The following is a 23,863-nucleotide window of genomic DNA, read 5'->3' on the forward strand; positions in this document are numbered from 1 at the left end:
TAACGTAAACATTCAGCTATCAGCCTTGACTCCGCGACTCTTAAAACTAACACTCCATTGGCGAAGCCTCTCCAATGCTAACTCAACCCGTTTTAACGGGTTTCAGCTATTAGCCTTGGGTTTTAACCCAAGGCATATTTTACAACAACCCCCAACAAATCCAAAAAAGTAACCTACGATACCAGACCCCACCCCCACAGCCCCTAAAATAAGCCAACGACCCGAACCACAACCCGCCCATGTTAAGCCGAGTCGCCGATTCAATTTACTGGCTCAACCGTTACATCGAACGGGCCGATAATATTGCCCGCTTTGTCGATGTTAACCTCAACCTCATGCTTGACCTTCCCGTGGTGCAACAATGGCAACCCCTCGTCACCACCACCGGAGACTATAAATACTTCAGCGAACACTACTCCGAAGCAACCCCAGAAAACGTCATTCACTTTCTATCCTTCGACGAAGCCTATCCCAACTCTATTATCTCCGCCCTCCGTCTCGCCAGAGAAAACGCTCGCTCCATCCGCGAAACCATCTCCTCAGAAATGTGGGAGGAAGTCAACAGCTTTTACATGATGGTGAAAGAAGCGGCCTCCACCAATCATATTGATATGCTCCCCGAAATCTTTGCCCGCGTCAAACTGGCCAGCCATCGCTTTGCCGGAGTAATGGATGCCACCATGACCCATAACGAAGGATGGCACTTTGGACAACTGGGACGACTCCTTGAACGGGCCGACAAAACCACCCGGATGTTAGACGTAAAATACTACATCCTCTTACCCTCCGCCCAATGGGTGGGAACATCCCTAGACCAAGTGCAATGGATGGCCTTATTAAAATCCGCCAGTGCCTACGAAATGTACCGCAAACAACAACACCGCATCAACCCCCCAGCAGTCGCCGAATTTCTCATTTTAAACCGAGAATTTCCCCGGTCCATTCACTTCTGTTTAGCCCAAGCAGAACAGTCCTTACACCAGATTACCAGCACCCCCGTTGGGACCTGGTGCAACCCCCCAGAACGGGCATTAGGCCGCATTTGTTCGGAGTTAGGCTATTTAACCATTGAAGATGTTATTGAGCAGGGGTTACACGAGTTTTTAGATGGGTTAGAGCAAAAGATGAACGATGTAGGGGATAAGGTGTCGAGTACCTTCTTTGGGATGACAGTGGAATCCTTAACCGCTTGAAACGGAACACCGAGTTCTCTAGATTTCTGTGTAGGTTGGGTGTAACGGAGTGAAACCCAACGTTTTTCACTGGGGGATGTTGGGTTACGCTACGTACGCGACGCTTCACCCAACCTACTCCTGAATACCAATCAAGCACATTTCATTTGAATTGGGTGTTGGGTTACGCTACGCTTCACCCAACCTACTCCTGATTCTCAAGATTTTATGTTAAATTCTCCTGATTTACTGGCATTAGACTTTGATGGTGTGGTGTGTGATGGATTAAAAGAATATTTCCAAACCACCTGTCGCGTTTATCGGCAACTGTGGCCAACCGATACCCGTCCCCTCAACTCCTTTGAGCAACGCTTTTATCAACTGCGGCCAGTGATTGAAAGTGGTTGGGAAATGCCTCTCTTACTGAGAGCCTTAGTGCAAGGCATCACCGATGAGCAGATATTAAAAAATTGGTCTGCCTTAGTGCAAGACCAGCTTAAAAGCGAACAACTCAACCCCAAAACCCTCGCCCAGCAGGTGGATACAGTACGGGATGAATGGATCAAAACCAACTTAGAGGACTGGTTAGCCTTACATCAATTTTATCCTCCCGTGTTGCAAGTCTTACAACATCTCCAAGAGCAAGAAACCCCCAAAGTTGTCATTATTACCACCAAAGAAGGCCGCTTTGCCCAACAATTACTCCAACAAGCGGGACTCCAGTGGCATTTACCAGGGGAGTCTTCCCCCCAAGATAAACTCATTTTCGGTAAAGAATGCCAACAACCCAAGGCCGTCACCCTCCGCCAACTGCTCGCTCAATTTGCCCCCAAAACGCCCAAGGTGTGGTTTATTGAAGACCGTCTCAAAACCCTAGAATCCGTTGCCCAACAGCCCGATTTAAGCGCGGTAGAGTTATTTTTAGCCGACTGGGGCTATAATACCGCCCCAATGCGCGAAACCGCCGCCCAACATCCCCGTATTCAACTCTTATCTTTAACCCAGTTAAGAGAACAATTTATGCTTTAAATACGATAATGGGGTCAACATGGGTCACTTTTTGGATGGCAAAAAGGGCGGACCCCACACACATGGACATGGTGATCCCTAAGACACTCAGGGCAGTGAGGGGATTAATTAAGATTAAAATGCCTTGGGTGGCCATAGCCCACTGACTCAACCCCCAACAGAGCAAAATGCCAGGGAGATAGCCTAAAATTGCCATGTATAATGCCTGTTCGATGATAATTCCGTAAATCATGGGATTCGAGGCCCCCATGGCTTTTAATGTGCCAAATTCTTTGAGGTGGTCTGAAACGGAAGAATAGAGAATTTGCCCCACAATAACCACTCCCACAATAACCCCGACCACTGCCCCTAAGCCTAAAATAAAGCCAATTCCGGTGCGCTGTTGCCAGTAGGTGCGGACTTTCAGGGCAATTTCTTCACTGGTGTAGGCTTGTGTTCCGGCTAAATTCTCTTGGAGTCGTTGTTTGAGGGTTTCGAGGTTGGTGTCCGGTTCGGCTTGAATGAGGATATAGTGAATGGGATCAGTGGAACTGAGGGGGTCGGGAGAGGGGGCGGTTTGGGGTTGTTCGCTGTCTTCTTGCTGATAGAGGGTTTGACAGTTGAGTTCCCCGTTTTGGAGTTGACAGTTAATGCTAGGGGAAAAACCGCGTTTGATGTAGGTTTGGGCGGTTTGTAGGGAGGTGAAGACAAAGGCCCCTGAGACGATAGACTGGGCGTTGCGGGTTGTTCCTACCACTTGGACGGGGAGAGAACTAATTTTCGGTTTGTGTTCTTTTTGGTTGAGGTGGAGGGAGTTGAGGTTACTTTGTTCGATAATGGCAGTATAAGGATTTTCAAGTTTTTGAATAGTCTCGGTTTCGGTGTCTCCGGGGACAAAGAGTTGGCCTTGGGGTAAAAAGCCATATAATCGCACTGAGGTGAGTTCTTTGCCTTGGACACGCCACCGGGCCGGACTGGTGACAACGGGTTCGGCAATTTTCACCCCTTCGAGGTCTGCGGCATCTGTGGCTTGTTTTAAGAGGAGAGATGAGGTTAAATCAAGGTTGACAAAATCTTGGGAAACTACCCAAATATCTGCGTTGGATTGATTAATTAAGAGGGTGGTAGAACGGCTAAATCCTTGTAAAATGCCCGTTTGAATGGTGACAAGACTCACTGCAAACATAATTCCCGCTTGGGCGACTAAAAAGCGGGGAATATCCTCAAATAGGTTCTTACGGGCAATGGAAACCATGAAGAATTGATAATTGATAATTGGCATTGGCGTTCATTATCCATTGTTCATTATCCATTGTCCATTCAAAATGTTTATAAAAAGTCTATAAAAAAAAGGACAAACCCCTCTTGGTTGCCAAGAGGGATTTGGGGTTGAACACGATTTCCACTATTATTCTCTTGTCTTCCCGAAAAAAATAAGGGGGATTGTGGTGAGGTTTCTAGACTGTCATATCAGGATGGGTAAAATTCGCCTGATCTGTCAAGATAGAAATATTTGGTTAGGCTTACGCGATTTAGCGGAATTTTTTGCGCTGCTTCTCTGATTTATTTTAGCTTATGTCGCTGTTGATGCCAGTGCCAAGCATGGGTCATGATGGTGTGTAAGTCGCTGTATTGGGGTTGCCAACCAAGGATATTACGGGCTTTTTCGCTGCTACCCACGAGACGAGAGGGGTCTCCTGGGCGGCGGCTACATTCTACCACGTTAAAGGATTTTTGGGTCACGTTTTGGGCGGTCTCAATGACCTCACGGACGGAAAAGCCACTCCCATTACCTAAATTAAACTTGGTCGTCTCTCCGCCTTTTAACAGGTATTCTAAGCCTAAAAGATGAGCCGTGGCGAGGTCATTGACGTGGATATAGTCCCGAATGCAAGTGCCATCGGGGGTGGGGTAGTCTGTGCCAAAAATTGAAATAGAGTCTCGTTTCCCTAATGCGGCAAATAGGGTTAAGGGAATTAAATGGGTTTCGGGGTCATGATCTTCTCCGAGTTGCCCACTGGGGTCTGCTCCGGCTGCGTTAAAATACCGGAAGGAGACGGAGCGTAGGTTATAGGCTTGATCAAAATCAGCTAATATTTTTTCGACCATGAGTTTACTCTGGCCATAGGGGTTAATGGGGTTTTGGGGATGATCTTCGGTAAGAAACTCGGTTTGCGGCATTCCGTAAGTTGCACAAGTGGAGGAGAAGACAAAGTTTTTCACTCCTGCGGCCTCCATTGCTTCTAAGAGGGTTAGGGTCCCGACTACATTGTTGCGATAGTATTTATCGGGATGGCTGACTGATTCTCCGACGTAGGCATAGGCGGCAAAGTGCATGACGGCATCAATGGTATGATTGGCAAAGATTTCATCGAGAAGGGGGCGGTTATTGGTATCCCCGACAATTAATTTTGCTTTTAATACTGTTTCTGCAATTTCTCGGTGTCCATAGACTAGGTTATCTAAGATAATCACCTGATATCCGGCTTTTTGCAGGGCAGAGACGGCATGAGACCCAATATACCCTGCGCCGCCAGTGACTAAGATAGTAGAGTTGTGAGAGGTCATATCCTGTTGTAGGTCGGGGTGAATGACGGGCTGTTCTTGCCACTACTGAGCCAAGGTCAGTCTGGCTAGCTTCTCCCCCATAATATCGGAATTTTTACTGTTTACTGATTGCTGTTTACTGTTTACTGTTCTAGGCGCATTTTTCCTAAATACTTCTGTAGGTAGGGGGAAAAGACTTCATAAATGAGGGTTAAGGGTTGTCCATTGTGCCAAAACAGATAATGTCGTCCCCAAAAGGGGCCCGACTCCTGAAAAGCGTCTTCTAAGGCTTGATTATGCCCATAATACAGCCCTTGAATGTCTCGATAGAGTTCACTATGTAAGCGGGATAAGTTCTCCCAAATGGGCAGAGAACGGTGTTTGAGATAGTCGTCCACTTGACTGGCATCCCACCAAGAGACGGCATAGGCTAACCGTTGTCCGGATGCGGTGCGTAACCAGACTTGTCGCCTTATTCTGGGGCCGGGTACGACTTGGATTAATTCTGGGGCGCGATCGCTATCCATGTCAATAGGCGACATATCAATAACATCTACGTCAATGCGTTCTCGCGTCAACAGTTTCAGATGTCGCGTTGGTGAACCATCCCCCAATAATAAAATTTGCCAAGTGGGAGCAAGTTGGGTGTGGGGGAGTCCATGTTGGATGACTTCACTATCCCCACTCCAAAGGGGAGTCAGGGAATACCAGAGCGTCTCTAGGGTTAGGCTACGTTGATGCTTCAAAACGACCGTTAAATAAAGTTCATAAAACTTAACTTAATGTTTATCATAACGCTCTTTTGGGTTTGGGGTGAGGAGTTGGAGCAGGGGAGAAACCGGGTTTCTCTCTACAATGCCGATCTTAGCCCGAATTGACTACACAAAACCGGTTTCTAGGCTATCACTATCCCCTACAACATTCCTTTAGAACTGGGAATTTGAGACGCACGACGGGGATCGATTTCCAAGGCCAGGCGCATGGACCGGGCAACGGCTTTAAAGGTGGCTTCGATAATATGGTGGGAGTTGATCCCGTCTAGTTGGCGAATATGGAGGGTGATTTGACTATGGTTGACCAATGCGACAAAGAATTCTCGGACTAACTGGGTGTCGTAGGTCCCGACTCGTTGGGTGGGAATGTGGAGGCCATAACTGAGATGAGGCCGGCCCGAAAAATCTAAGGCGACTTGGACTAGGGCTTCGTCGAGGGGTGCGATAAAATGGCCAAAGCGGTGGATTCCCTTGCGATCGCCCACTGCTTTTGCTAATGTCTGGCCGAGTGTAATCCCCACATCCTCATTGGTGTGGTGGTCATCAATTTCAATATCTCCGGTAGCCTGTACATCAAGGTCAATTAAGCCATGAGAGGCGATCTGGTGTAACATATGGTCGAGGAAGGGAACGCCTGTTTTCGCGCTACAGTCCCCTGTCCCGTCAATATTCAGACTTACTTGCACATCGGTTTCTTTGGTGACTCGATGCACGGAAGCCTGGCGTGCGGGAACTTGAGAGAGTACAGTGTTGTGAGTTGGTTGATCGCTGAGTTGCATTTTGTTGGTTTTTGGTTATTGGTTGTTGGTTCTTGGTTTGGGGCATTTTATCTAGAAACCGGGTTTCTTACCGATTACCGATTACCGATTACCCCAACCTACATTCCCATAATTTCATAACCTGAATCGACGTATAACACTTGTCCCGTAATCCCACTGGCTAAATCGCTACATAAAAAGGTCGCTGCATTGCCCACTTCCGTTTGGGTTACAGTGCGACGGAGGGGGGCGGTTTCTTCCACATGACGGATCATATCTAAAATGCCACCTACCGCAGAAGATGCTAGAGTCCGGATGGGGCCAGCAGAGACGGCATTAACGCGGATGTTGTCGGGGCCTAATTCTGAGGCTAAATAGCGCACACTACATTCTAGGGCTGCTTTAGCCACTCCCATTACATTGTAATTGGGGACGACTTTCTCGCCGCCTAAATAGGTTAACGTGACAATTGAACCCCCCTCGGTCATCAGGGGTTTTGCGTGGCGGGCTAAACTGGGGAGAGAATAGCTACTAATTTCTAAAGCAGTCGAAAACCCACTACGGGAAGTCTCGCTAAAGTTGCCTGTTAGGTCATCTTTGCTAGCAAAAGCGAGACAGTGAATGAGAATGTCGAGTTTTCCCCATTTTTCGGCTACGGTTTGAAATACCGACTCGACTTGTGCGTCATCTTGGACATTGCAGGGAACAAAAACAGTGGGGTTGAGGGGTTCTACCAGAGAGCGCACTTTTTTTTCAAATTTGCCCTTATCATCCGGTAAATATGTCACCCCTAACTCGGCCCCTGCTTGGTGGAGTTGTTGGGCAATCCCCCAAGCGATGGAACGATTATTGGCAATTCCGGTGACAAGGGCTTTTTTTCCGGTTAAGTCAAGTAGCATACTGTTGTTTGATTCTCCTGCATCGTCAAGTGACCCAATATAATACCTTACACTACCCACAGCCAATCTATAATTCTTCTCTGCTCTTAGACTGATGCAAGTTGTTCATCGTTCTCTTAGGGTTTTGGCAAGAAAGTAAGGTTTTGCTCACAACCGGGATAATCTGGTGTCGCGTTTTGAGCAGAATTCAGTTAACATAAGTCACACAATGGAATGTCAGGTAATCTTAGATTGACGACGTATTCACCATCGGTAGGGTTCAAAACTCACGTTAGTCTCGTAAGACAAGCGTCTGGTCATTCATAATCAATGCTTAACAGTCCTGAGAGTCCTTAGTTCAAAGGAAACCGTCCATCAAATATGCTGGCAATGGAAGTATCCGCATCTCAAGCTCAATCTTTAGCCTCTGTGTTTCGTCAAGTTGGGGGAGGAGCATTTCCTCCGGTGGTTGAAACTTGCGAACGAGGAAAAACTATTTTCTTTCCTGGTGATCCCGCAGAGCGAGTTTATTTTTTACTTAAAGGTGCTGTGAAGCTCTCTCGGGTTTATGAAGCAGGGGAGGAAATTACGGTTGCACTCTTACGGGAAAATAGTGTGTTTGGGGTTCTCTCGTTAGTTACGGGACAACGCTCAGACCGCTTTTATCATGCGGTGGCGTTTACTCCGGTGGAGTTACTCTCGGCCCCGATTGACCAAGTGCAGAAGGCGTTGAATGATAATCCTGAGTTGTCGATGTTGATGTTACAGGGGTTATCGTCTCGAATTTTGCAGACGGAGATGATGATTGAAACGTTGGCCCATCGGGATATGGGGTCGCGGTTGGTGAGTTTTTTGCTGATTCTCTGTCGAGATTTTGGGGTGCCGACGACGGATGGGATTCGTATTGATTTAAAGTTGTCTCATCAAGCGATCGCAGAGGCCATTGGCTCAACCCGGGTGACGGTGACGCGCTTGTTGGGGGATTTACGCCAGGAGGATATGATCTCGATTCACAAGAAGAAAATTACGGTTCATAATCCTGTGGCCCTGAGTCAGCAGTTTACTTAGTGGTTTGTGATGGGTTTTTGGTGGACAAGGGAACAGTAATCAGTAATCTGTTAGCAGTAATCAATGACCAGTAATCAGTGACCCATTCTCCATTACCCAAAAGTGGCAAGAAAATGTGGTAAACGGTAAGCTATCAAAGCAGCAAAGGTAAAACTCCGGAGTCGATGACCAGTGCTTATGTGTTAATTGCGGCTGTCTTAGTGTTGGGGGCGTTGCTCGCAGTAGCGGGCGATCGCATCGGCACCAAAGTAGGGAAAGCCCGACTGCGGATTTTTAATCTCCGACCCCGTAACAGTGCAACCCTGATTACCATTCTCACGGGAACTGTGATCGCAGCTTCTACCTTGGGAATCCTATTTGCAACCAGTAAATCTTTACGGCAAGGCATCTTTCGCCTTGATGATATTCTCAAACAACTCCGAACGGCTCAAGCGGAATTAAACAGTCTGAGTACGGAAAAAGCGCAGGTTGAGGAGTCCCTAGACCGGGTTTCTCAAGAAAAACGCTCGGTGGAACAAGGACTGAACCAAGTCCAACGCCGTTATCAACAAGCGACGGAACAAGCGAAAAGGTTGCAGGGCGAAATTAATAAGTTGCGGCAACAACGGGAAACGTTGTTACAACAAATTCCCCAGTTACAGGCGCAAGTCCGAGAACGCGATCGCCGCATTGCTGAACAAGGCCGCAGTCTGAGGGAACAACAAGGCCGCCTGAGTCAATTGCGTATCCAGCGCAATGAGTTACAACTACAACGCAATACGCTCCGCCAGCAACGCAACCAGTTACAATCCCAACGCAATCAACTACAAACGGAAATTCGCAAACGGGATACAACCATCCAAACCTTAGACAAAACTATTGCGGATAGTGAGGTGGCGTTACAGGAACGAGAGGAAAACTTAAAGGAGTTGACCAATCAGTTACAGTTCCTGCGCCAAGAGGTGGCGGCCTTAGAACAGTATTATCAAGATTATCGGGCTTTACGAGAAGGGAATTTAGCTCTTTTGCGCGGTGAGGTGCTGAGTTTTGGGGTGGTGAAGATTACCCAACCCTCGGCGGCCCGCAATGCGGTGGATGAACTCTTGCGAGATGCCAACCGAGCGGCCATTGAAGCCACTCGTCCCTTTACGTCGGGTGAACCGACAGAACGGGTGGTTTTGATTACTCAAGGGCAAGTGGAACAATTAATCGAAGAAATTGATGATGGGGAAGAATATGTGGTGCGGATTCTCTCGGCAGGGAATTATGTGGAACAGGAGGAGTTTGTGCGGGTGTTTGCGGATGTGGTCGCCAATGAGCAGGTGTTTGAGGAGGGGGAAGTGATTGCCAAGGTTTCCGTTGAACCGGATACCATGAGTCAGGATACCTTGGAACAACGGTTAGATACCTTGTTAGCGGCGGCTCAGTTTCGGGCCCGTCGTGCGGGAGTGGTGGGGGATATTCGGGTGGAGGAGGGGGACGTGAGTACGTTTACTGATTTTCTGGAGTTGTTGAATAATCCGGAAGAACCGTTAGAACAGATTAGCGCGATCGCGCTCAATCCCACCAATACGTCTGGCCCCTTAAAAATACGCCTTTTAGCGCTCAGAAATGGGGATACGGTGTTTAGTACAGCAAGGTCGGAGTAGGTGGTGATGTGGTTAGGATTTGATCCTGGACGGGATAAATGTGGGGTAGCAGTAGTGGGGGAGGATGGGGTTGTGCAATTCCATGTAGTCGTAGCGGCCAGTGAGGCCATTCCCCAGTTACAGGAGTTGGTGAAAACTCACCCCATTCAGGGGGTAGTGATGGGGAATCAAACCACCTCGAAGCAGTGGAAGGCACAGTTAGAGGGGGTTTTGTCTGTGCCGATCTATTTAGTTGATGAGCGTAATAGTTCTCTGGAAGCCCGCGATCGCTATTGGCAAATGTACCCCCCCAGGGGACTGCAACGCCTCCTCCCCCAAGGACTCCGCCTCCCCCCCCGTCCGGTGGATGATATTGTGGCGATTTTGCTCGTAGAACGGTATTTACGGATGCTCTAAGGTGGGAATGTCGTACTGTTGGCACATTTTCTGGAGTTGTTGTGTAAAGCGACTCCGCACCGATTCTGGGGCGATAATTTCACAGTTTTGGCCATATTGGCGGATTTCCCGAAAAAACCAGAAGGTGCTGAAGATTTGCCGTTGCACGACGCGAGAGGGGGGATCGCCTTCAATTGCCCCTACGGTGAGATCGTCGGGTTTCGGTTCTCCTTTGGCGTATCCAAAGGCTAATCCCTCAAACAATCGGAAGGTGACGGTGATTTGGTCTAACTGGGGTTGCCAAGGGGTTTTAAGGGGTGCGATCGCGGCTTCTGTGATCCGATCTAAGCGCAATGACCAATTATGTTGTAATTCCGCAATATCTTGATTCCCTTCCATTTCTTCGCAGGTACAGACCAGATATTGATGATTTTCGATCAGTCTAATTTGTCCGTGTAAAACGGTAAATGTCCATTGCCGTTCTGCGGCATCTTGGTAGGTGAGACGGAAGGGGTGTTGGCGTTGCAGTAAGTTTTCCACCTGTTTACGCCAAGTGGGTTTTGCCTGTTCGATAAAGGTTCTCAGGTCTTGGCGAAATTTGTCCCGCAGTTCGCTCCGTTCGAGGAGAAGTTGGGCAATGGCTTGCGCTTCGGGGATTTTACCTTGGTCAACGAGGAGTTTTCTGGCCTGTTCTAAGGCTTCGATTCGGTGGGTTGACCAGTCATCATTGACGACTAAGCGCAGTTTGTGACGCGCGATCGCAGTTACTAATTTAGAAATATTGGGATTCTCTCCCCACGTCATGCCAAACTGGGCGGCCAAGGCTTCTAAGGCGGCTTTATCTTGGGTGGAAACAGAAAGGGTAATAGATTGACCTTTACGACTCATAAATGTACGGACACTTTTTCTGTACTTTTCTTGCTTGTTTCTATCTTCGGTGGCAATATAGGAAATAACAACAAGTTACGGACACAAAATAAGGAGATGTCTGAATACCAGATTACCTTAAAACCCGTCTATTCCTGTCCGGCCTCCGTTACAGAGACTCCCGACGATGTACAGTTACCGGAGGGATGGATACTCGCCTGGCATCAAGCAGAAACCTTGAAAGCATTACGAAATCCTGAGATTGATGTGGTGTTTAACACGGCAATGACTGGGGATGGTAAGAGTTTGGCGGCTTATTTAGAAGCCTTACTCACAGCCACTTGCTATGTGATGGGGTTATATCCTACCAATGAGTTAGCGAGAGATCAGATGCAGCAAATTCAAGGGTATATAGACACCTTTCACCCCCCTAGTGAACCGAGAATGAACCGTTTGAGTGGTGCAGAATTGGAGGCTTATGCAGAACAGAAGGGGTCTTCCAAAGGGGATGCGATCGCCAATCGCAGTTATAATTCAGAAATTCTAGTCACCAACCCCGATATTTTCCATTATCTGCATCGCGGTGCATATTTAACCCCCTACGATAACCCCGATAAACTCTGGCAACGGATTGATAATAACTTTGACCTCTTTATTTTTGATGAATTTCACGTCTTTAGCGCACCGCAAATTGCCAGTGTAATTAACACGATGCTCTTAATTCGTTGCGCCAATAAGCGTAAAAAGTATTTATTTCTCTCAGCCACTCCCGATGAACAATTATTAGAAAAATTAGACCGTGCCGGGTTTCGGTATTATCATATTGATCCGGTCGCCAAAGAAAAATATGCTTTCCCAGAAACGCCAGAAGAAGCAGTAAGTCTAGAATCTCAAAACTGGCGACAGGTAACAAGAGGAATTGATTTAAACTTTATTCCCCTAGAGTCGGCATTCTCAGCTTCAGAACTTTGGTTAAAAGAGAATCAAGAGCAAGTTTTACAATACTTCTTAGATCATCCTCAGAGTAAGGGTGCAATTATTTTAAATTCCATTGCCTCCGTTAAGCGTCTTGTGCCAATTTTTCAGGACTTGTTCCAGTCTCACGGGTTAACTGTAGGAGAGAATACCGGGTTATCGGGACAGCAAACCAAGTTACAATCTCTCAATTGTGATTTAGTCTTGGGGACAAGTACCATTGATGTTGGGGTTGATTTTAAGATTAATTTTCTCATTTTTGAATCCTCAGATAGTGGGAATTTTATCCAACGGTTAGGCCGTTTAGGTCGTCATTCTGATTATATTAAAAATGGACAAAAGATTAATTTTCAAAATTTTACAGCTTACGCGCTAGTCCCGAAATTTTTAGTGGAACGGTTATTTCTTCGAGATGCTGCACTTTTTGAGGTTCAAGAGAACTGCGATCGCAATTTTCTTAACCAAGCCATTCGCCAAAATTATCGACAAATTAACGATTTTTCGGGATATTATCGGCGTTGGGGCATTGTCCAATCTTTTAACCTCTGGTTTACATTAGGTAAGTCAACCATCAAACAACAATATGCTCAAAGTCGGGAGACTTTAAAATTGCAATGTGAAGCTGTCTTTGAGAGTAGCTTAAAAAAAGCAGCAGGTTGCGCGATGAGATGGCAGGAAGACTGGAAAAACTTATCAGGAAAACAAGGAAACCCCATTTTTATTGATGCGTCCAGTTTTCGAGGATCAAGTCTCTTACAATGTGGTTTATACGACGAAACAGAACCCTTTGAACAAGACCGTTTTAAAACCTATGATCTTCCCGGCATTTTAAGTAATTTGGAGATTGAAACATGGACAAAAGCAGGATTTTTGCGGGAATTACAAGCCACCGCAAAACGAACTAACCAACCGATAGCCAAGGGACGTTTTGAGCATTGTTTAGCCTTTCTGAAACTAAAAGGGTATCGAGCAGAACGTCTCAACTGGAAGTTTACCTATGCTGGAAATTTGGAGGGTATTGCAAACCAATGGAAAGTACAAGTTTTAGTCGGAATTGGTATCCAGCAACCGGAAAACGCTTGGGTGAGAGAAATTAACCAAAAAGTCCAGAAACAGGGATTAGTCGCTTATATTGTGCCATATCCCGTACTGGAAGTCCGCCAACGGTTACAACTCCCCATGCACTTTGCACTCTATCCCATCAGTGACGAGAGGAGTATTCACGACGGAACACCACCCTATTCTATTGCATTAGGTCAGGCGGCATTATTGCTGGATACGTTGGCGTATCGACTGAAAAGTAAAGGAGGAGAAGTTTGGATTTGTTAGTAATAAAAATGATGCTTTAACCGTATTAGGAGACTTGTTAAGGATGATTGCTAAATTAGACCATTTTCCTATGACTCCCCAAGAGTATTTCGAGTGGGAGGAAGAACAACCCGTGAAATATGAATATATGAACGGTGAAGTGTATGCCATGACGGGGGGAACAATTCCCCATAATGATTTAGCCGTCAACCTCACCACATTGTTAAAAAATCATCTACGGGGGAGAGGGTGTAAGGTACAGATGGCCGATGCTAAGGTAGGAGTTTCAGAACAGGGGCCGTTTTACTATCCCGATGTCATGGTGAGTTGTGATGAAGGGGATAGACAAGCAACGAGAGTCCTTTATCACCCCTGTCTCATTATTGAAGTCTTATCTCCCAGTAGCGAGGCGTTTGACCGAGGGAGAAAGTTCCAAAATTATCGCCAGATTGCTGAGTTGCAGGAATACGTTTTAGTGAGTACGGAGCAAAGGTTGCTGGAGTGTTTTTGTCGCAATGCTCAAGGGGTGTGGGAACTCTACACTTATGGTGAGGGGGATAGGGTGATGTTGAGTAGTGTGGGGTGGGAAGGTTCAGTGGTAGAGGTTTATGAAGATGTGATGTTAGAGGGGGGTGAGAGATAATGATGAATGTTTTAGTGATTTGCAATACAAATATATTGCCTTGGACATCCCTCATAGGGATTCAGCGTCTCAGTTTTAGTGGACTAGGTGGGATGAGAAGGCATCAGCCTTCAAGTTCAGCATCGGAAATTTCAATCCCTCATAGGGATTATAGTCTACTGAAGACTATACCAGTAGTTCCGATTCCCACCCATAATTATATTACTATTTGGGGTCAAGTTTTTAAGTGGTCTTCCTATGCTGTACTTAAAGCGAACGTGCTACACTGGATGGTGTGGTGGCTTGAGTCTGCAAGTACAGAGACGGAAATTCGTTGGACGGTATCTATCCTTTCTGACGCTTCCAGTATTCGTACAAGATATAAACCACCATGCAGCAACTATAAATATAGGAGAGCTAACTGCATGGCCTATCAACAGTTAGAACTCTTTGATCTGCAACCTTATATTTCTACATCGTGTAACACCATGACTGTAGAGAGTAAAAATCCGCAGATCGAAGTAGTTCATCCTAAACAATATCAACAGCTTGAATTGAACTTATTTCCAGAGTTATCGAATTCTTATGATGCTCCTGTGAAACAAGCGGCCTAAGCTGTCAAAAGGGGACGATTTTTAGTCCCCTTTTCCCAAAAGTTTATAATTTTTTTTGAACAATGATTAACTTGGTTTCCACTATATCCCAAATCATCCATCAACTTCCTTATCTCAAAATGCTAATTCTTTTTGGGTCTAGAGCGAAAGGTAATACACACGCTAATAGTGATTGGGACTTTGCAGTGCTTTATGATCAGGAGTTATATGAACAAACGCTTCAAAATGCAGAAGGTTGGGAATTTCTCAAAATTTATAGCGTCTTAGAAGACTACTTACAAATTCCCGGTGAAAAGATAGATGTAGTTGAACTAGATCGTTGTTCCCCTTTACTCGCTCATAATATTGCTTGCCACGGAAAACTATTGTATGAGCAAGAAGAAGGGTTATTTGAACAATTTAAACAACAATCAGTTATGACTGAGCAAGAACTTCAAGAACAACGCCAAACACTATTCAATAGCTTAGAATCTTTCTTACAAGAGCTAGGAGTATGAAAAACTTGGATATTAATATCGTATTAGTACGAGTCAATAAAATACAAGAATATCTGAAGCGATTAAGACGCTATGAATCAATCACACTAGAGGATTTTTTACAAGATGTGGATATACAACTGATAGCCGAGCATCTGATTCAATTAATGACCGAAGCTGCTTTAGATATCAATAAATACTTATTATCTCAACTCGGTGTGTTACAAAAACGCGATAATTGGACAAATAAAGAATATTTTTTAGAGACTGCAAAGCATAACATCTTAACATCAGAACTTGCAACAAAACTGGCTGAAGCCGCAGGAATGCGAAATATTTTAGTTCATTTATATTTAGAAATTGATCCGAGGAAAGTTTTTATCGGAATTCAAACAAGTCTGAAATACTATCCCCTTTATTTGCGTCAAATTTCTAACTACTTAAAGAGTTTAAATATTGAATAACTTAAATCAGAGGTATAAGGTCAATGTCTAATAAGTCAAATCAAAAACCAAATAGTAAACAACTAGAATTAAATTTTGCCACAAGTTCTGTTTCTGAAGAATTTAATGATATCGATCTAGAAGCACTCACGGAGGACAATTTAGGACTGGGTATAGACGACGATCGCACCGTTGAAACTCCCCAAACCCTCCTAACCCTAAAACTCCTACGAGAAGCAATTTATAGCCAAAATCCTGATGATTCAGTCATGTCAGATTTTGCAGAATATGTCCTCCCCAATTTACTTAAATTGGCCATTGGGGTGACAGCAAAAGGAGGACAATTTTTTGAAGAAATTGATCGTCGTCGTGCTGCTGAAAGGAAAGACCCAGTAAAACGGGATAATGCGGGAGATCAATCCCTTAATACTCATTTACTCAATGGACTATTTCCAGCCAATTTAATCGAGCAACGTTTAGAAACCCTGAATACTACTGTAAAACGAGTGGTTAAAGAGTTGCAAAGAAGACTTGCGATCGCAGGTTTTATTCTACACGACTTTGAGAAATTTAATTATGACAATTTTCCCACCCTTCCAGAAAAATATAAAATTGCTTGTCGAGACTTCGATACAGATATCCGGGAACTTTCCCTAGAGGAACACCGAGAAATTTTTACACTACTTGTCCCCGCATTAGGATTAGATTATTTTCTGAATCCTGAAAACCCCGAACAATGGCAAGACTATTTAGAAGATTTACTCTACATTGCCTACAATGCACAAAGACGCAATGACACCAACTTAAACATCTCAGAAGAGGGATTAAACACCCAACTACAGGGAAGAATTCTCAACAGTTTAGCAGATTTAACCTGTTTAGCAGATCGTCTCGCATCTATCATCAAACATCCCCAAGATGTTGAAGCAAAAGCATTACAAGGACTCATCGATCAACTCAGTAATGGACAACTGAAATTTACCTACCACAGCATTGCCGAAAATCGCGGAGTTTTAACCAATGTGGTGAATAATGCGGTGATGGAAGCGCATACAGCACTCAATACTTCCGAGCAAACCTACTATCAACCCTTACTCTATCTCCCCACAGGAGTCATTTACTTAACCCATCAAGATGCACCTCCCATCCCTACTGACAATTTACCCGATCAAGTTGTCACCACCATAAAAGAACTTTGTCGAGGGGAACTAAAACGCAGACAAACGGGGTTTGGACGAGATGGGAAGGGGATGAAATATGCAGAGTATTATAATCAGTTTTTTGATGATGTTGGGTTAATGGAAGTTGCCCTAGATGCCACCTTACGCATCTTGAAATCTGGTAAAAAGTCCGTTGCTAAAAGTCGCAGTGATAACTTAAAGAAATTCCAAGAGAAAGACGTTTTATCAGAACAATATGACTTTAATTTTGAAGATGATATTCGCATCGATCAACTGGCAGAATTTGGGGATGTGGTGAGTCGGAAAATTTGGGGCGATCGCATCACAACTATTAAAAATGAACGTAAAAAAAATAAACAACTTCCCCCACCACCCGAACTAGACTTAATCACCGAAGTAGCGAACTTCTGGCAACTCGAACAATACCTCCCCCAAATCAACCAAATTCAACGCATTAATGAAACCTTAAAAGAACACAAACTGAAAGGAAATACCGGAGGAGTCCCTTACGGATGGTACTTTTTAGCTGCTAAATACTTAGAACATAATCCCGGCCTTGAAAACATCCGAGAAACAGGTGAAAACCTCATCAAATTCCTCTCTAGTAAAATTGAAAATCTCAATGCAGCATACAACTTATCCGATGGGTGGGAAGATGTCCGCGAGTGGGTGAAACGAGTCGTCATGTTACCCCAACAACCCACCCCAGAACAAACCCAAAACGCTGATATTTTCCTCCAAGAACTCGCCAACTATAACCACGCGAAAAAACCGGGACGGGGAAAACAACTCATTTGCTCTCTCTCCCACTCTCCTTACACCGTAACCGAGCAAATGGAATCAGCAGTATTATTCACCCCCCAAGTTTATACCAATAAACAAATGTTAGGGGGGTCAAATGCTAAACGCAACATCTCCAGTATTGCCGGAACAGAAATGATGCTGCGACAAATTTTAATGAACCAAACCCAAGCAGTCGGGAAACGTTTTGAAGATGGAAAATATCGTTATCTGTACTTATACCCCACCTATTACTTTACCCCAGAAACCAATACCTTTTTACAAAAAGCCTATTTCAATATCTTTCAAACTCGGTTTAACACCTCCATTCGCAAACACTTTATCAATAATGATGATCTGGTTGCCAATTTTGATCAGACCCAATACCAAACCATAGACACTTTCCTCATTGACGAAGACTTAGACCAAAAGAAAGATTTACCCGAAGATGACCCCAACCATAAAAAAGACCGAACCTTTAAACTCTCTTATCCTGAAGATAAACCCCTCACTTTCTATTTTATGGCACTCCCTCCGGGACGCGATCCCACTGATACAGAATCTTGGGTCATGCCTGCATGGTTAGCGTTTACTTTCCCTATGATTCTCGATGTTAAAACCGTCGTTTCCGAGTCTCCCATCCCCCCTTATAAAGATGGTGCAGAATTTGAAGAAACCGTCTTTTTAGACAGCGCACCCCAAGCATTCCGAGTCTTAACCGGAAAAGACCGTTTTCGTTTAGATAGTATTTTGAACCCTTGGAAAGATGACCAATTCATTCAACATCCGGCCCCCTTAAAAATGCTTACTGCGGCCTATTCCATTCACCTTGATATTAACGCCAAGCGAGGGAAATCTGGCTACGATGCCAACTGGGGAAAACTAACAGAATTAGCCACCCATCTCGAAACCAGTCCCCTCTATGTTTTTTCTGCACTGAAAAAATGGACAAGAGGGAAAGATACTGAGAGTCCCAGTATTAAACGAATTCAACTGTATGCCTATGATTTATACCCTTGCTTTGATCCCTATGTGGACATTAATCAAAATAAACAGGAAAGAGAGATGAATCCTAAACCACAATCCCCCATCAATCATCCCAAACGTTTAACCGAACTCTATCGAGCGTTTTACCGTGCCAATCAACGGTATAATCCCAAGGCCAATGCTGTCCTTAAACCCCTTGATATTGCCGCAGATACCATTCTCAAAGCAGAATCAACCGTGTTTCAAGGAGAAACCCTCGTTGCAGTGGTGGCCGCAGAAGTTTTTAAACTGATGGATCGGGTTCATGCGTCCACCGCAGAGGGACGTTGGGTGATTTCCGACCGAGAGGAAGAACGTCAACGAGTGTTAGCGTTTGCGCGGTATTTTGTGCTGGATGTTTTTGAAGGTGCGTTTAAATGCGATCGCGCAAGACTAGCAGGCCGACAACTCAACCTCATTCGAGATACTTGCGAATTCCTTTATCGCTTAGAACAAGACAAAGAAAACCAAGCATCAAAAGTGCAATCCGAGAACAATGAAGCTAAAACCTAACTATTTAATGAAAGCACACTTACAACAAGCAAAACCATGTCATACAGCAACTTTACCACCCTAGCTCAAGTCCAAGAAACCTTTAATTTAGTTCTGGAAGAAAATCGCAGTCTCTTTACAGACGTTGCAGGAGTACAACCCTCTGACTATTTGCAACAAACCCTAACCGAATACTTCCCCCTTGCCACCGCAATTAATACCGAAAAAGCACGGTCAGAATTCCTCATTGCTCCCATCTTAGCTGAAGTTCGCCGTCAGACCAATTATCAAATTAGTCTCTTTTCTGGAGTTGATTTTGATGTAGATAAAGAACAAGGATTAAATGGCTTTTGTGACTACATTATTAGTTGTTCTCAAGAGCAATATTTCATCCGTATTCCAGTTGTCACCATTGTAGAAGCCAAAAATGAAAATATTACCGGAGGATTAGGACAATGTGTTGCTGAAATGATTGCCGCACAACGCTTTAATCAAAAAGCTGAGTCTGGAATTTTTAAGATTTATGGTGCAATTTCGACAGGAACAAACTGGAAATTTTTAATCCTCGAAAACCAGACCGTCTGGATTGATTCCATAGAATATTACATCAATCAAGTTGACAAAATTTTAGGTATTCTCTTGCAACCCATTCAATTTGCCTTGAACCAACAAAATTAACAACCATGAAACCCATCAGTCCCACTGGAGAACATTATGCCAATTCTCGATCCCCAACAATCCTACACCTTTAGTAAAATTTTTGAGCTTAAAATCCAACCTAAAGATTTAGCACAAGAATTGGGTTACAGCTTAAAACGAGACTGGTTAAACTTACCCCAATACACCGGAGAATTAGACCGTTTAGAAGAACGCAAAGCAAGAATTCAAGAAGTTCTCCCCTACGTTGATTTAGCCAATGAACAAACTCGTCGTGAATTTCTCATTGCTCCCATCGTCTTGGACTTAATTCATTACACCAAGTCAGAAGTTCGCATTGAGTACCCCATCAAAGTAACCCAACAACTCCAAGGGTCTTTAGATTACCTAATCGAAGCTCAAAATAACTTACTTGTCATTGAAGCAAAACAAGAGGACTTAAACTATGGATTAACTCAATTAGTTGCAGAAATGATCGCTTTAGCGCAATTCAAAAACACAGCAAAACTGAATCCGTTTATTGGAGCAGTTACAACCGGAAATATTTGGCAATTTTGCCGCTTATATCCCACAGAAAAACATCTGGAACAGGGATTAAATCTCTATCGCGTTCCTGATGATTTAGACCCCTTACTCCGTATTCTTGTTCAAGCTCTTATCTCGTAAACTTTTTTCATTTGAGAGGTAAACATCATGGCCTTACTAAAAACCTTAGATTCCCAATTCTTTCACACCGAAATTCCCTACAAACCCATGGGAAAATACGTTCATTTCCTCACCATTCGTGTAACTGAATCCTATCCCCTTTTTCAAACCGACAGCGAATTAAATAAAGCGCGAGTTCGTGCTGGAATTCAAAATCGGGAAGCGATTAGTCGCTTGTCCATGTTTAAGCGCAAACAATCCACCCCAGAGCGTTTAGTCGGTCGGGAATTATTGCGAAAATATGAGTTAATGACCGCAGAAGAATGCGAATATAATGTTAACTTTGCGATGGATAACCCAGACTGTATTATTTATGGGTTTGCCATTGGAGATTCTGGGTCAGAAAAATCAAAAGTTATCGTTGATACCGCATTCTCTATTACCTCTTTTGATGAATCTCACGAAACCTTTACGCTCAATGCTCCCTACGAAAATGGAACAATGGCCTCCAAGGGAGAAAACGGCACAAAACCCGGAGAAGTTACCAGTCGCATTAACCAACAAGATCACATCCGTCCCCAAGTCTTTTTCCCTAGCATTGTCACCTTAAAAGACCCCACAGAAGCTAGTTTTTTGTATGTCTTTAACAACATCATGCGAACCCGTCATTATGGAGCGCAAACCACCCGAACGGGACGAGTCCGCAATGAATTAATTGGGGTCGTTTTTGCTGATGGTGAAATCACCAGCAATTTACGCTGGACTCAGGCAATTTATGACCGTTTACCCGAAGAACTATTAACCTCAATTGATCCCTTAGACGAGGATTTAGTGAAAGACAAAGCAACCGAAGCAATTCAAGCATTAATGGCAGAGGAATTTATCGTGCATACCGATTATATTGGCGAAAACTTTAATGATTTATTAGCAGAAGTGAAAAGTCTAACCGGAACAGAAGAAGGCATCACCTCTATTTTACACCAAGCGGATCAAGAAGCCAAAACTTACGAAAAAGCCCATATTCAGAAAAAGAAAAAAGGTAAAGCAAAAACCAATGCTTAGAGGCATATTGCCTACACCCCTTTGGGAAAATTAAATAGTGTAGGGGCGTATTGCTTACGTCCCCATCCAATCAATTTACTGCAATTCTGAAAGACGGGTAATGTATATTTATCAATGTCGAATTGAACTCCATGATAGTCTCTATTTTGCCACCCGCGAAATAGGCAGACTCTACGAAACTGAGCCAATTTTGCATAACTATGCCTTGTGTTATGCGTTGGGATTAGTAGATAGTCATTACTATCAAACGACAATCCCTTCTCCAGAGGAAGAATACCGTTATTTCTGTGCCACTCAAGTCCCCCAATATGAGGCACATTTAACCCCACTCAATGAACAAAATATTTATGTCACTCCGGCCAGAACCATTACTCATACTTGTGTCCTCAATACATGGAAATATGCCAATAATAATTACCATGTAGAAATGAAAAAGACTCAGAAAAATATCCCCAGTTTTGGCAGAGCTAAAGAAATTGCCCCCGAAAGTGAATTTGAATGTTTCATTATCACAGAAAAGCCCCTGAAATTTGTAAACTGGAATCGCTACTGGATTCGTTTAGGGAAATGGTCAAGTAAGGCAGAAGTCACAACACGAGAATTACCTCTACTGCGTCAAGGGAAAGGCGTTTTTTCTTATCCCTATCCCCTCAACCCCCTTGATGTCATGTTTACCCATCAAGTGATTCGCTATGACGTGATTAATATGCCCCCTGTGAGCTTAATTCGTAACGTCCAACTCAAGGGGCAATATTACGAAATCGAAGTTGAAGGACAAAAGCGAAAACTCCCGGCCTGTATGGAATATCGGTTTAACTAAAACTCGCCCTTTCTCATTGCAACCATGACTATTCAAGAACTCATCGACCACCTTAAACAATACCCCCCCAACACCCGCGTTGTCATTGCCGGGTATCAACAGGGATATAACGACATTCAGAAAATCATCCCCGTCACCCTACAACTTAACCAACATCACCACGGGTGCAACGGAGCGCATCGTCTCGCACCCCCAAACCTCCCCTATCCCTGCACCACCGCAGCCATTTTTCTGGGAGGGTACAATCCCAACTGTCCCTATAGTACAGAAACCTATCATGCCCTATAGTCTTGTCTTCAACCTTATCCCCCTTGCACCAATATCCCCCAAATACCTGCAAGGACGGCACATTCACGCCTTATTCCTCTCTCTTGTCAACGCGGTAGATGCCGAGTTGTCGGAACAGTTGCACCAGTCACAGGGAAATAAACCCTTTACCACCAGTCCCTTACAAACCTACAACCAGAATAACGCGCCCCTGTTGCAATGGCATCACCCCAAACCCATCCCCAAGGGGACACCTTGCTGGGTGCGGGTTTCGCTGCTGGATGAGGGGATGTTTAGCCGACTGACGCAACTGTGGCTTAATCTGAACTTAGAACGGCCTTGGCATTTAGGCCCTACTGACTTACAGATTACCAGTATTTTAGGGACACCCCAAGCCGAGCAACCCTGGGCCAATGCTTGTTTATACGAGCAGTTGTACGAGGAAGCATCCTCAGAGGAGCGTAACTTGTCTTTTCTCTTTGCCACCCCTATGGCCTTTCGTCAGGGGAAATATGACACGGCCTTTCCTCAGCAGGAGTCGGTGTTTAATAGTTTGCGGAGTCGCTGGAATAAGTATAGTGGCATCGAGTTGCCCGAATTAGCGTTAGAGAATCTTTATCCCAGTTTTTTCAATATTCACACGGAAATGGTGATGGATGCTCGCAGTAAATTTATTGGCTGTGTGGGGGAGTTAACCTATCGCTTTCTGGGGAAGACGGATGGGGAAACAGTGAAACAGGTTAACGCGCTGGCCGACTTTGCGGTGTATGCAGGGGTAGGCCGCAAGACGACGATGGGAATGGGAATGGTACGACGGAGGAAACCCTGATGAATACGGATTATATCCCTATTGCAGCTTTAAATCATTATGCCTATTGTCCCCATCGCTGCTGGCGGATGTTTTGTGCGGGGGAGTTTACCGAGAATGAGTACACGGTGGAGGGGACGAGTTTACACCAGCGTGTCCATACTCTCAGTGAAACACAACAGGGGGAAACGTGGCAAGTGCGGGCGATTTGGCTCAAGTCGGAGCAATATCAGTTAATTGGCAAAGCGGATTTAATTGAGGCCGCACAAGGGGAGTTTTACCCGGTGGAGTATAAGCGGGGAAAACCCGGAGAATGGGGGAATGACGCGCTCCAGGTGTGCGCTCAAGCTCTTTGTTTGGAGGAGATGACGGGGAAACCTGTTCAAAGGGGGTTTCTCTATTATGCTCATTCCCATCAACGGGAAACCGTAGAGATATCTGCACAGTTACGGGAGGAGGCTATTGGTATTTTAACGGCTTTACGAGAGTTATTCCAGACGGGGGAACGGCCTAAACCTGTTTATACCCCTCGCTGTCGGGGGTGCAGTTTGTATAAGCAATGTCTCCCCCAAGCGAGTAAGAAGTTAAAAACTTATCGAGAGGAGAGTTAACG

The 23,863-nt window shown here is 44.7% G+C and carries 24 protein-coding genes; 18 read left to right on the forward strand and 6 right to left on the reverse strand.

Going from position 1 to position 23,863, the window contains the following annotated elements:
- Positions 1–239: 239 nt before the first annotated feature.
- Both PN462_RS22965 and PN462_RS22970 read left to right on the forward strand, forming a co-directional pair.
- Positions 240–1,193 carry an alpha-E domain-containing protein gene (locus PN462_RS22965; protein ID WP_272131190.1) on the forward strand — a complete coding sequence of 318 codons (954 nt, stop codon included), beginning with the start codon at positions 240–242 and terminating at the stop codon, positions 1,191–1,193.
- 207 nt (positions 1,194–1,400) lie between these two features.
- Positions 1,401–2,201, forward strand: a complete 801-nt coding sequence (locus tag PN462_RS22970; RefSeq protein ID WP_272131191.1) for an HAD family hydrolase — start codon at positions 1,401–1,403, stop codon at positions 2,199–2,201.
- Here the strand turns inward: PN462_RS22970 and PN462_RS22975 are convergent.
- The 5 genes from PN462_RS22975 to fabI form a co-directional block, all read right to left on the reverse strand.
- Complete coding sequence (locus tag PN462_RS22975; RefSeq protein WP_443029268.1) at positions 2,191–3,435, reverse strand: FtsX-like permease family protein; 1,245 nt, start codon at positions 3,433–3,435, stop codon at positions 2,191–2,193. The genes PN462_RS22970 and PN462_RS22975 overlap by 11 nt on opposite strands.
- Positions 3,436–3,743: 308 nt before the next feature.
- Positions 3,744–4,748, reverse strand: a complete 1,005-nt coding sequence (gene galE / locus PN462_RS22980; RefSeq protein WP_272131194.1) for a UDP-glucose 4-epimerase GalE — start codon at positions 4,746–4,748, stop codon at positions 3,744–3,746.
- A 122-nt stretch (positions 4,749–4,870) separates the two neighbouring features.
- Positions 4,871–5,473: a chorismate lyase gene (locus PN462_RS22985; RefSeq protein ID WP_272131195.1), complete on the reverse strand. Its 603-nt coding sequence runs from the start codon at positions 5,471–5,473 to the stop codon at positions 4,871–4,873.
- Between the two features lie 167 nt (positions 5,474–5,640).
- Complete coding sequence (gene hisB / locus PN462_RS22990; RefSeq protein WP_272131196.1) at positions 5,641–6,279, reverse strand: imidazoleglycerol-phosphate dehydratase HisB; 639 nt, start codon at positions 6,277–6,279, stop codon at positions 5,641–5,643.
- Between the two features lie 98 nt (positions 6,280–6,377).
- Positions 6,378–7,157 (reverse strand): enoyl-ACP reductase FabI, encoded by a 780-nt coding sequence (gene fabI / locus PN462_RS22995; RefSeq protein ID WP_272131197.1) that lies wholly within the window; start codon positions 7,155–7,157, stop codon positions 6,378–6,380.
- Positions 7,158–7,526: 369 nt separating this feature from the next.
- Here fabI and ntcA point away from each other — a divergent pair, with 369 nt between their 5' ends.
- The 3 genes from ntcA (at position 7,527) to PN462_RS23010 (ending at position 10,228) form a co-directional block, all read left to right on the forward strand.
- Positions 7,527–8,204 (forward strand): global nitrogen regulator NtcA, encoded by a 678-nt coding sequence (ntcA, locus tag PN462_RS23000; RefSeq protein ID WP_272131216.1) that lies wholly within the window; start codon positions 7,527–7,529, stop codon positions 8,202–8,204.
- 164 nt (positions 8,205–8,368) lie between these two features.
- On the forward strand, positions 8,369–9,832 hold the full coding sequence (locus PN462_RS23005) for a DUF3084 domain-containing protein (RefSeq protein ID WP_272131198.1): 1,464 nt from the start codon (positions 8,369–8,371) through the stop codon (positions 9,830–9,832).
- A 6-nt stretch (positions 9,833–9,838) separates the two neighbouring features.
- Entirely contained in the window at positions 9,839–10,228 is a 390-nt protein-coding gene (locus tag PN462_RS23010; RefSeq protein WP_272131217.1) for a pre-16S rRNA-processing nuclease YqgF, read from the forward strand.
- On the opposite strand, the gene PN462_RS23015 is transcribed toward PN462_RS23010, so the two are convergent.
- On the reverse strand, positions 10,214–11,095 hold the full coding sequence (locus tag PN462_RS23015) for a helix-turn-helix transcriptional regulator (protein WP_272131199.1): 882 nt from the start codon (positions 11,093–11,095) through the stop codon (positions 10,214–10,216). The genes PN462_RS23010 and PN462_RS23015 overlap by 15 nt on opposite strands.
- 96 nt (positions 11,096–11,191) lie before the next feature.
- Between PN462_RS23015 and cas3 the strand changes: the two genes are divergently transcribed.
- From cas3 to cas4, 13 genes are all read left to right on the forward strand, one after another.
- Entirely contained in the window at positions 11,192–13,378 is a 2,187-nt protein-coding gene (cas3, locus tag PN462_RS23020) for a type I-D CRISPR-associated helicase Cas3' (protein WP_272131200.1), read from the forward strand.
- Positions 13,379–13,421: 43 nt separating this feature from the next.
- Positions 13,422–14,000, forward strand: a complete 579-nt coding sequence (locus PN462_RS23025; protein WP_272131201.1) for a Uma2 family endonuclease — start codon at positions 13,422–13,424, stop codon at positions 13,998–14,000.
- 404 nt (positions 14,001–14,404) lie between these two features.
- Positions 14,405–14,593: a hypothetical protein gene (locus tag PN462_RS23030; protein ID WP_272131202.1), complete on the forward strand. Its 189-nt coding sequence runs from the start codon at positions 14,405–14,407 to the stop codon at positions 14,591–14,593.
- A gap of 62 nt (positions 14,594–14,655) precedes the next feature.
- Positions 14,656–15,090 (forward strand): type VII toxin-antitoxin system MntA family adenylyltransferase antitoxin, encoded by a 435-nt coding sequence (gene mntA / locus PN462_RS23035; RefSeq protein ID WP_272131204.1) that lies wholly within the window; start codon positions 14,656–14,658, stop codon positions 15,088–15,090.
- On the forward strand, positions 15,087–15,533 hold the full coding sequence (gene hepT, locus PN462_RS23040) for a type VII toxin-antitoxin system HepT family RNase toxin (protein ID WP_272131205.1): 447 nt from the start codon (positions 15,087–15,089) through the stop codon (positions 15,531–15,533). Before mntA ends, hepT begins: the two co-directional genes overlap by 4 nt.
- A gap of 23 nt (positions 15,534–15,556) precedes the next feature.
- On the forward strand, positions 15,557–19,012 hold the full coding sequence (cas10d, locus tag PN462_RS23045) for a type I-D CRISPR-associated protein Cas10d/Csc3 (RefSeq protein ID WP_272131206.1): 3,456 nt from the start codon (positions 15,557–15,559) through the stop codon (positions 19,010–19,012).
- Positions 19,013–19,048: 36 nt separating this feature from the next.
- The gene (locus PN462_RS23050; RefSeq protein ID WP_272131207.1) at positions 19,049–19,669 is read left to right on the forward strand and encodes a hypothetical protein; all 621 of its coding nucleotides are present in this window, start codon (positions 19,049–19,051) and stop codon (positions 19,667–19,669) included.
- 36 nt (positions 19,670–19,705) lie between these two features.
- Positions 19,706–20,314 (forward strand): hypothetical protein, encoded by a 609-nt coding sequence (locus PN462_RS23055; protein ID WP_272131208.1) that lies wholly within the window; start codon positions 19,706–19,708, stop codon positions 20,312–20,314.
- A 27-nt stretch (positions 20,315–20,341) separates the two neighbouring features.
- On the forward strand, positions 20,342–21,355 hold the full coding sequence (gene cas7d / locus PN462_RS23060; RefSeq protein WP_272131209.1) for a type I-D CRISPR-associated protein Cas7/Csc2: 1,014 nt from the start codon (positions 20,342–20,344) through the stop codon (positions 21,353–21,355).
- A gap of 100 nt (positions 21,356–21,455) precedes the next feature.
- Positions 21,456–22,175: a type I-D CRISPR-associated protein Cas5/Csc1 gene (gene cas5d, locus PN462_RS23065; protein WP_272131210.1), complete on the forward strand. Its 720-nt coding sequence runs from the start codon at positions 21,456–21,458 to the stop codon at positions 22,173–22,175.
- A 24-nt stretch (positions 22,176–22,199) separates the two neighbouring features.
- Complete coding sequence (locus PN462_RS23070) at positions 22,200–22,463, forward strand: hypothetical protein (RefSeq protein WP_272131211.1); 264 nt, start codon at positions 22,200–22,202, stop codon at positions 22,461–22,463.
- Positions 22,453–23,271, forward strand: a complete 819-nt coding sequence (gene cas6, locus PN462_RS23075; RefSeq protein WP_272131212.1) for a CRISPR-associated endoribonuclease Cas6 — start codon at positions 22,453–22,455, stop codon at positions 23,269–23,271. Before PN462_RS23070 ends, cas6 begins: the two co-directional genes overlap by 11 nt.
- Entirely contained in the window at positions 23,271–23,861 is a 591-nt protein-coding gene (gene cas4 / locus PN462_RS23080; RefSeq protein ID WP_272131213.1) for a CRISPR-associated protein Cas4, read from the forward strand. The genes cas6 and cas4 overlap by 1 nt, the downstream gene beginning before the upstream one ends.
- Positions 23,862–23,863: the final 2 nt, after the last annotated feature.

The sequence above is a fragment of the Spirulina sp. CS-785/01 genome, assembly GCF_028330525.1.
Taxonomy (GTDB): Bacteria; Cyanobacteriota; Cyanobacteriia; order Cyanobacteriales; family Spirulinaceae; genus JAQMSD01.

Excerpts from the sequence above, each read along its gene's own strand:
- PN462_RS22965 (WP_272131190.1), top strand. The coding sequence starts at position 240 with ATGTTAAGCCGAGTCGCCGATTCAATTTACTGGCTCAACCGTTACATC.
- PN462_RS22970 (WP_272131191.1), top strand. The coding sequence starts at position 1,401 with ATGTTAAATTCTCCTGATTTACTGGCATTAGACTTTGATGGTGTGGTG.
- PN462_RS22975 (WP_443029268.1), bottom strand. The coding sequence starts at position 3,435 with ATGGTTTCCATTGCCCGTAAGAACCTATTTGAGGATATTCCCCGCTTT.
- galE (WP_272131194.1), bottom strand. The coding sequence starts at position 4,748 with ATGACCTCTCACAACTCTACTATCTTAGTCACTGGCGGCGCAGGGTAT.
- hisB (WP_272131196.1), bottom strand. The coding sequence starts at position 6,279 with ATGCAACTCAGCGATCAACCAACTCACAACACTGTACTCTCTCAAGTT.
- fabI (WP_272131197.1), bottom strand. The coding sequence starts at position 7,157 with ATGCTACTTGACTTAACCGGAAAAAAAGCCCTTGTCACCGGAATTGCC.
- ntcA (WP_272131216.1), top strand. The coding sequence starts at position 7,527 with ATGGAAGTATCCGCATCTCAAGCTCAATCTTTAGCCTCTGTGTTTCGT.
- PN462_RS23005 (WP_272131198.1), top strand. The coding sequence starts at position 8,369 with ATGACCAGTGCTTATGTGTTAATTGCGGCTGTCTTAGTGTTGGGGGCG.
- PN462_RS23010 (WP_272131217.1), top strand. The coding sequence starts at position 9,839 with ATGTGGTTAGGATTTGATCCTGGACGGGATAAATGTGGGGTAGCAGTA.
- PN462_RS23015 (WP_272131199.1), bottom strand. The coding sequence starts at position 11,095 with ATGAGTCGTAAAGGTCAATCTATTACCCTTTCTGTTTCCACCCAAGAT.
- cas3 (WP_272131200.1), top strand. The coding sequence starts at position 11,192 with ATGTCTGAATACCAGATTACCTTAAAACCCGTCTATTCCTGTCCGGCC.
- PN462_RS23025 (WP_272131201.1), top strand. The coding sequence starts at position 13,422 with ATGATTGCTAAATTAGACCATTTTCCTATGACTCCCCAAGAGTATTTC.
- PN462_RS23030 (WP_272131202.1), top strand. The coding sequence starts at position 14,405 with ATGGCCTATCAACAGTTAGAACTCTTTGATCTGCAACCTTATATTTCT.
- mntA (WP_272131204.1), top strand. The coding sequence starts at position 14,656 with ATGATTAACTTGGTTTCCACTATATCCCAAATCATCCATCAACTTCCT.
- hepT (WP_272131205.1), top strand. The coding sequence starts at position 15,087 with ATGAAAAACTTGGATATTAATATCGTATTAGTACGAGTCAATAAAATA.
- cas10d (WP_272131206.1), top strand. The coding sequence starts at position 15,557 with ATGTCTAATAAGTCAAATCAAAAACCAAATAGTAAACAACTAGAATTA.
- PN462_RS23050 (WP_272131207.1), top strand. The coding sequence starts at position 19,049 with ATGTCATACAGCAACTTTACCACCCTAGCTCAAGTCCAAGAAACCTTT.
- PN462_RS23055 (WP_272131208.1), top strand. The coding sequence starts at position 19,706 with ATGCCAATTCTCGATCCCCAACAATCCTACACCTTTAGTAAAATTTTT.
- cas7d (WP_272131209.1), top strand. The coding sequence starts at position 20,342 with ATGGCCTTACTAAAAACCTTAGATTCCCAATTCTTTCACACCGAAATT.
- cas5d (WP_272131210.1), top strand. The coding sequence starts at position 21,456 with ATGTATATTTATCAATGTCGAATTGAACTCCATGATAGTCTCTATTTT.
- PN462_RS23070 (WP_272131211.1), top strand. The coding sequence starts at position 22,200 with ATGACTATTCAAGAACTCATCGACCACCTTAAACAATACCCCCCCAAC.
- cas6 (WP_272131212.1), top strand. The coding sequence starts at position 22,453 with ATGCCCTATAGTCTTGTCTTCAACCTTATCCCCCTTGCACCAATATCC.
- cas4 (WP_272131213.1), top strand. The coding sequence starts at position 23,271 with ATGAATACGGATTATATCCCTATTGCAGCTTTAAATCATTATGCCTAT.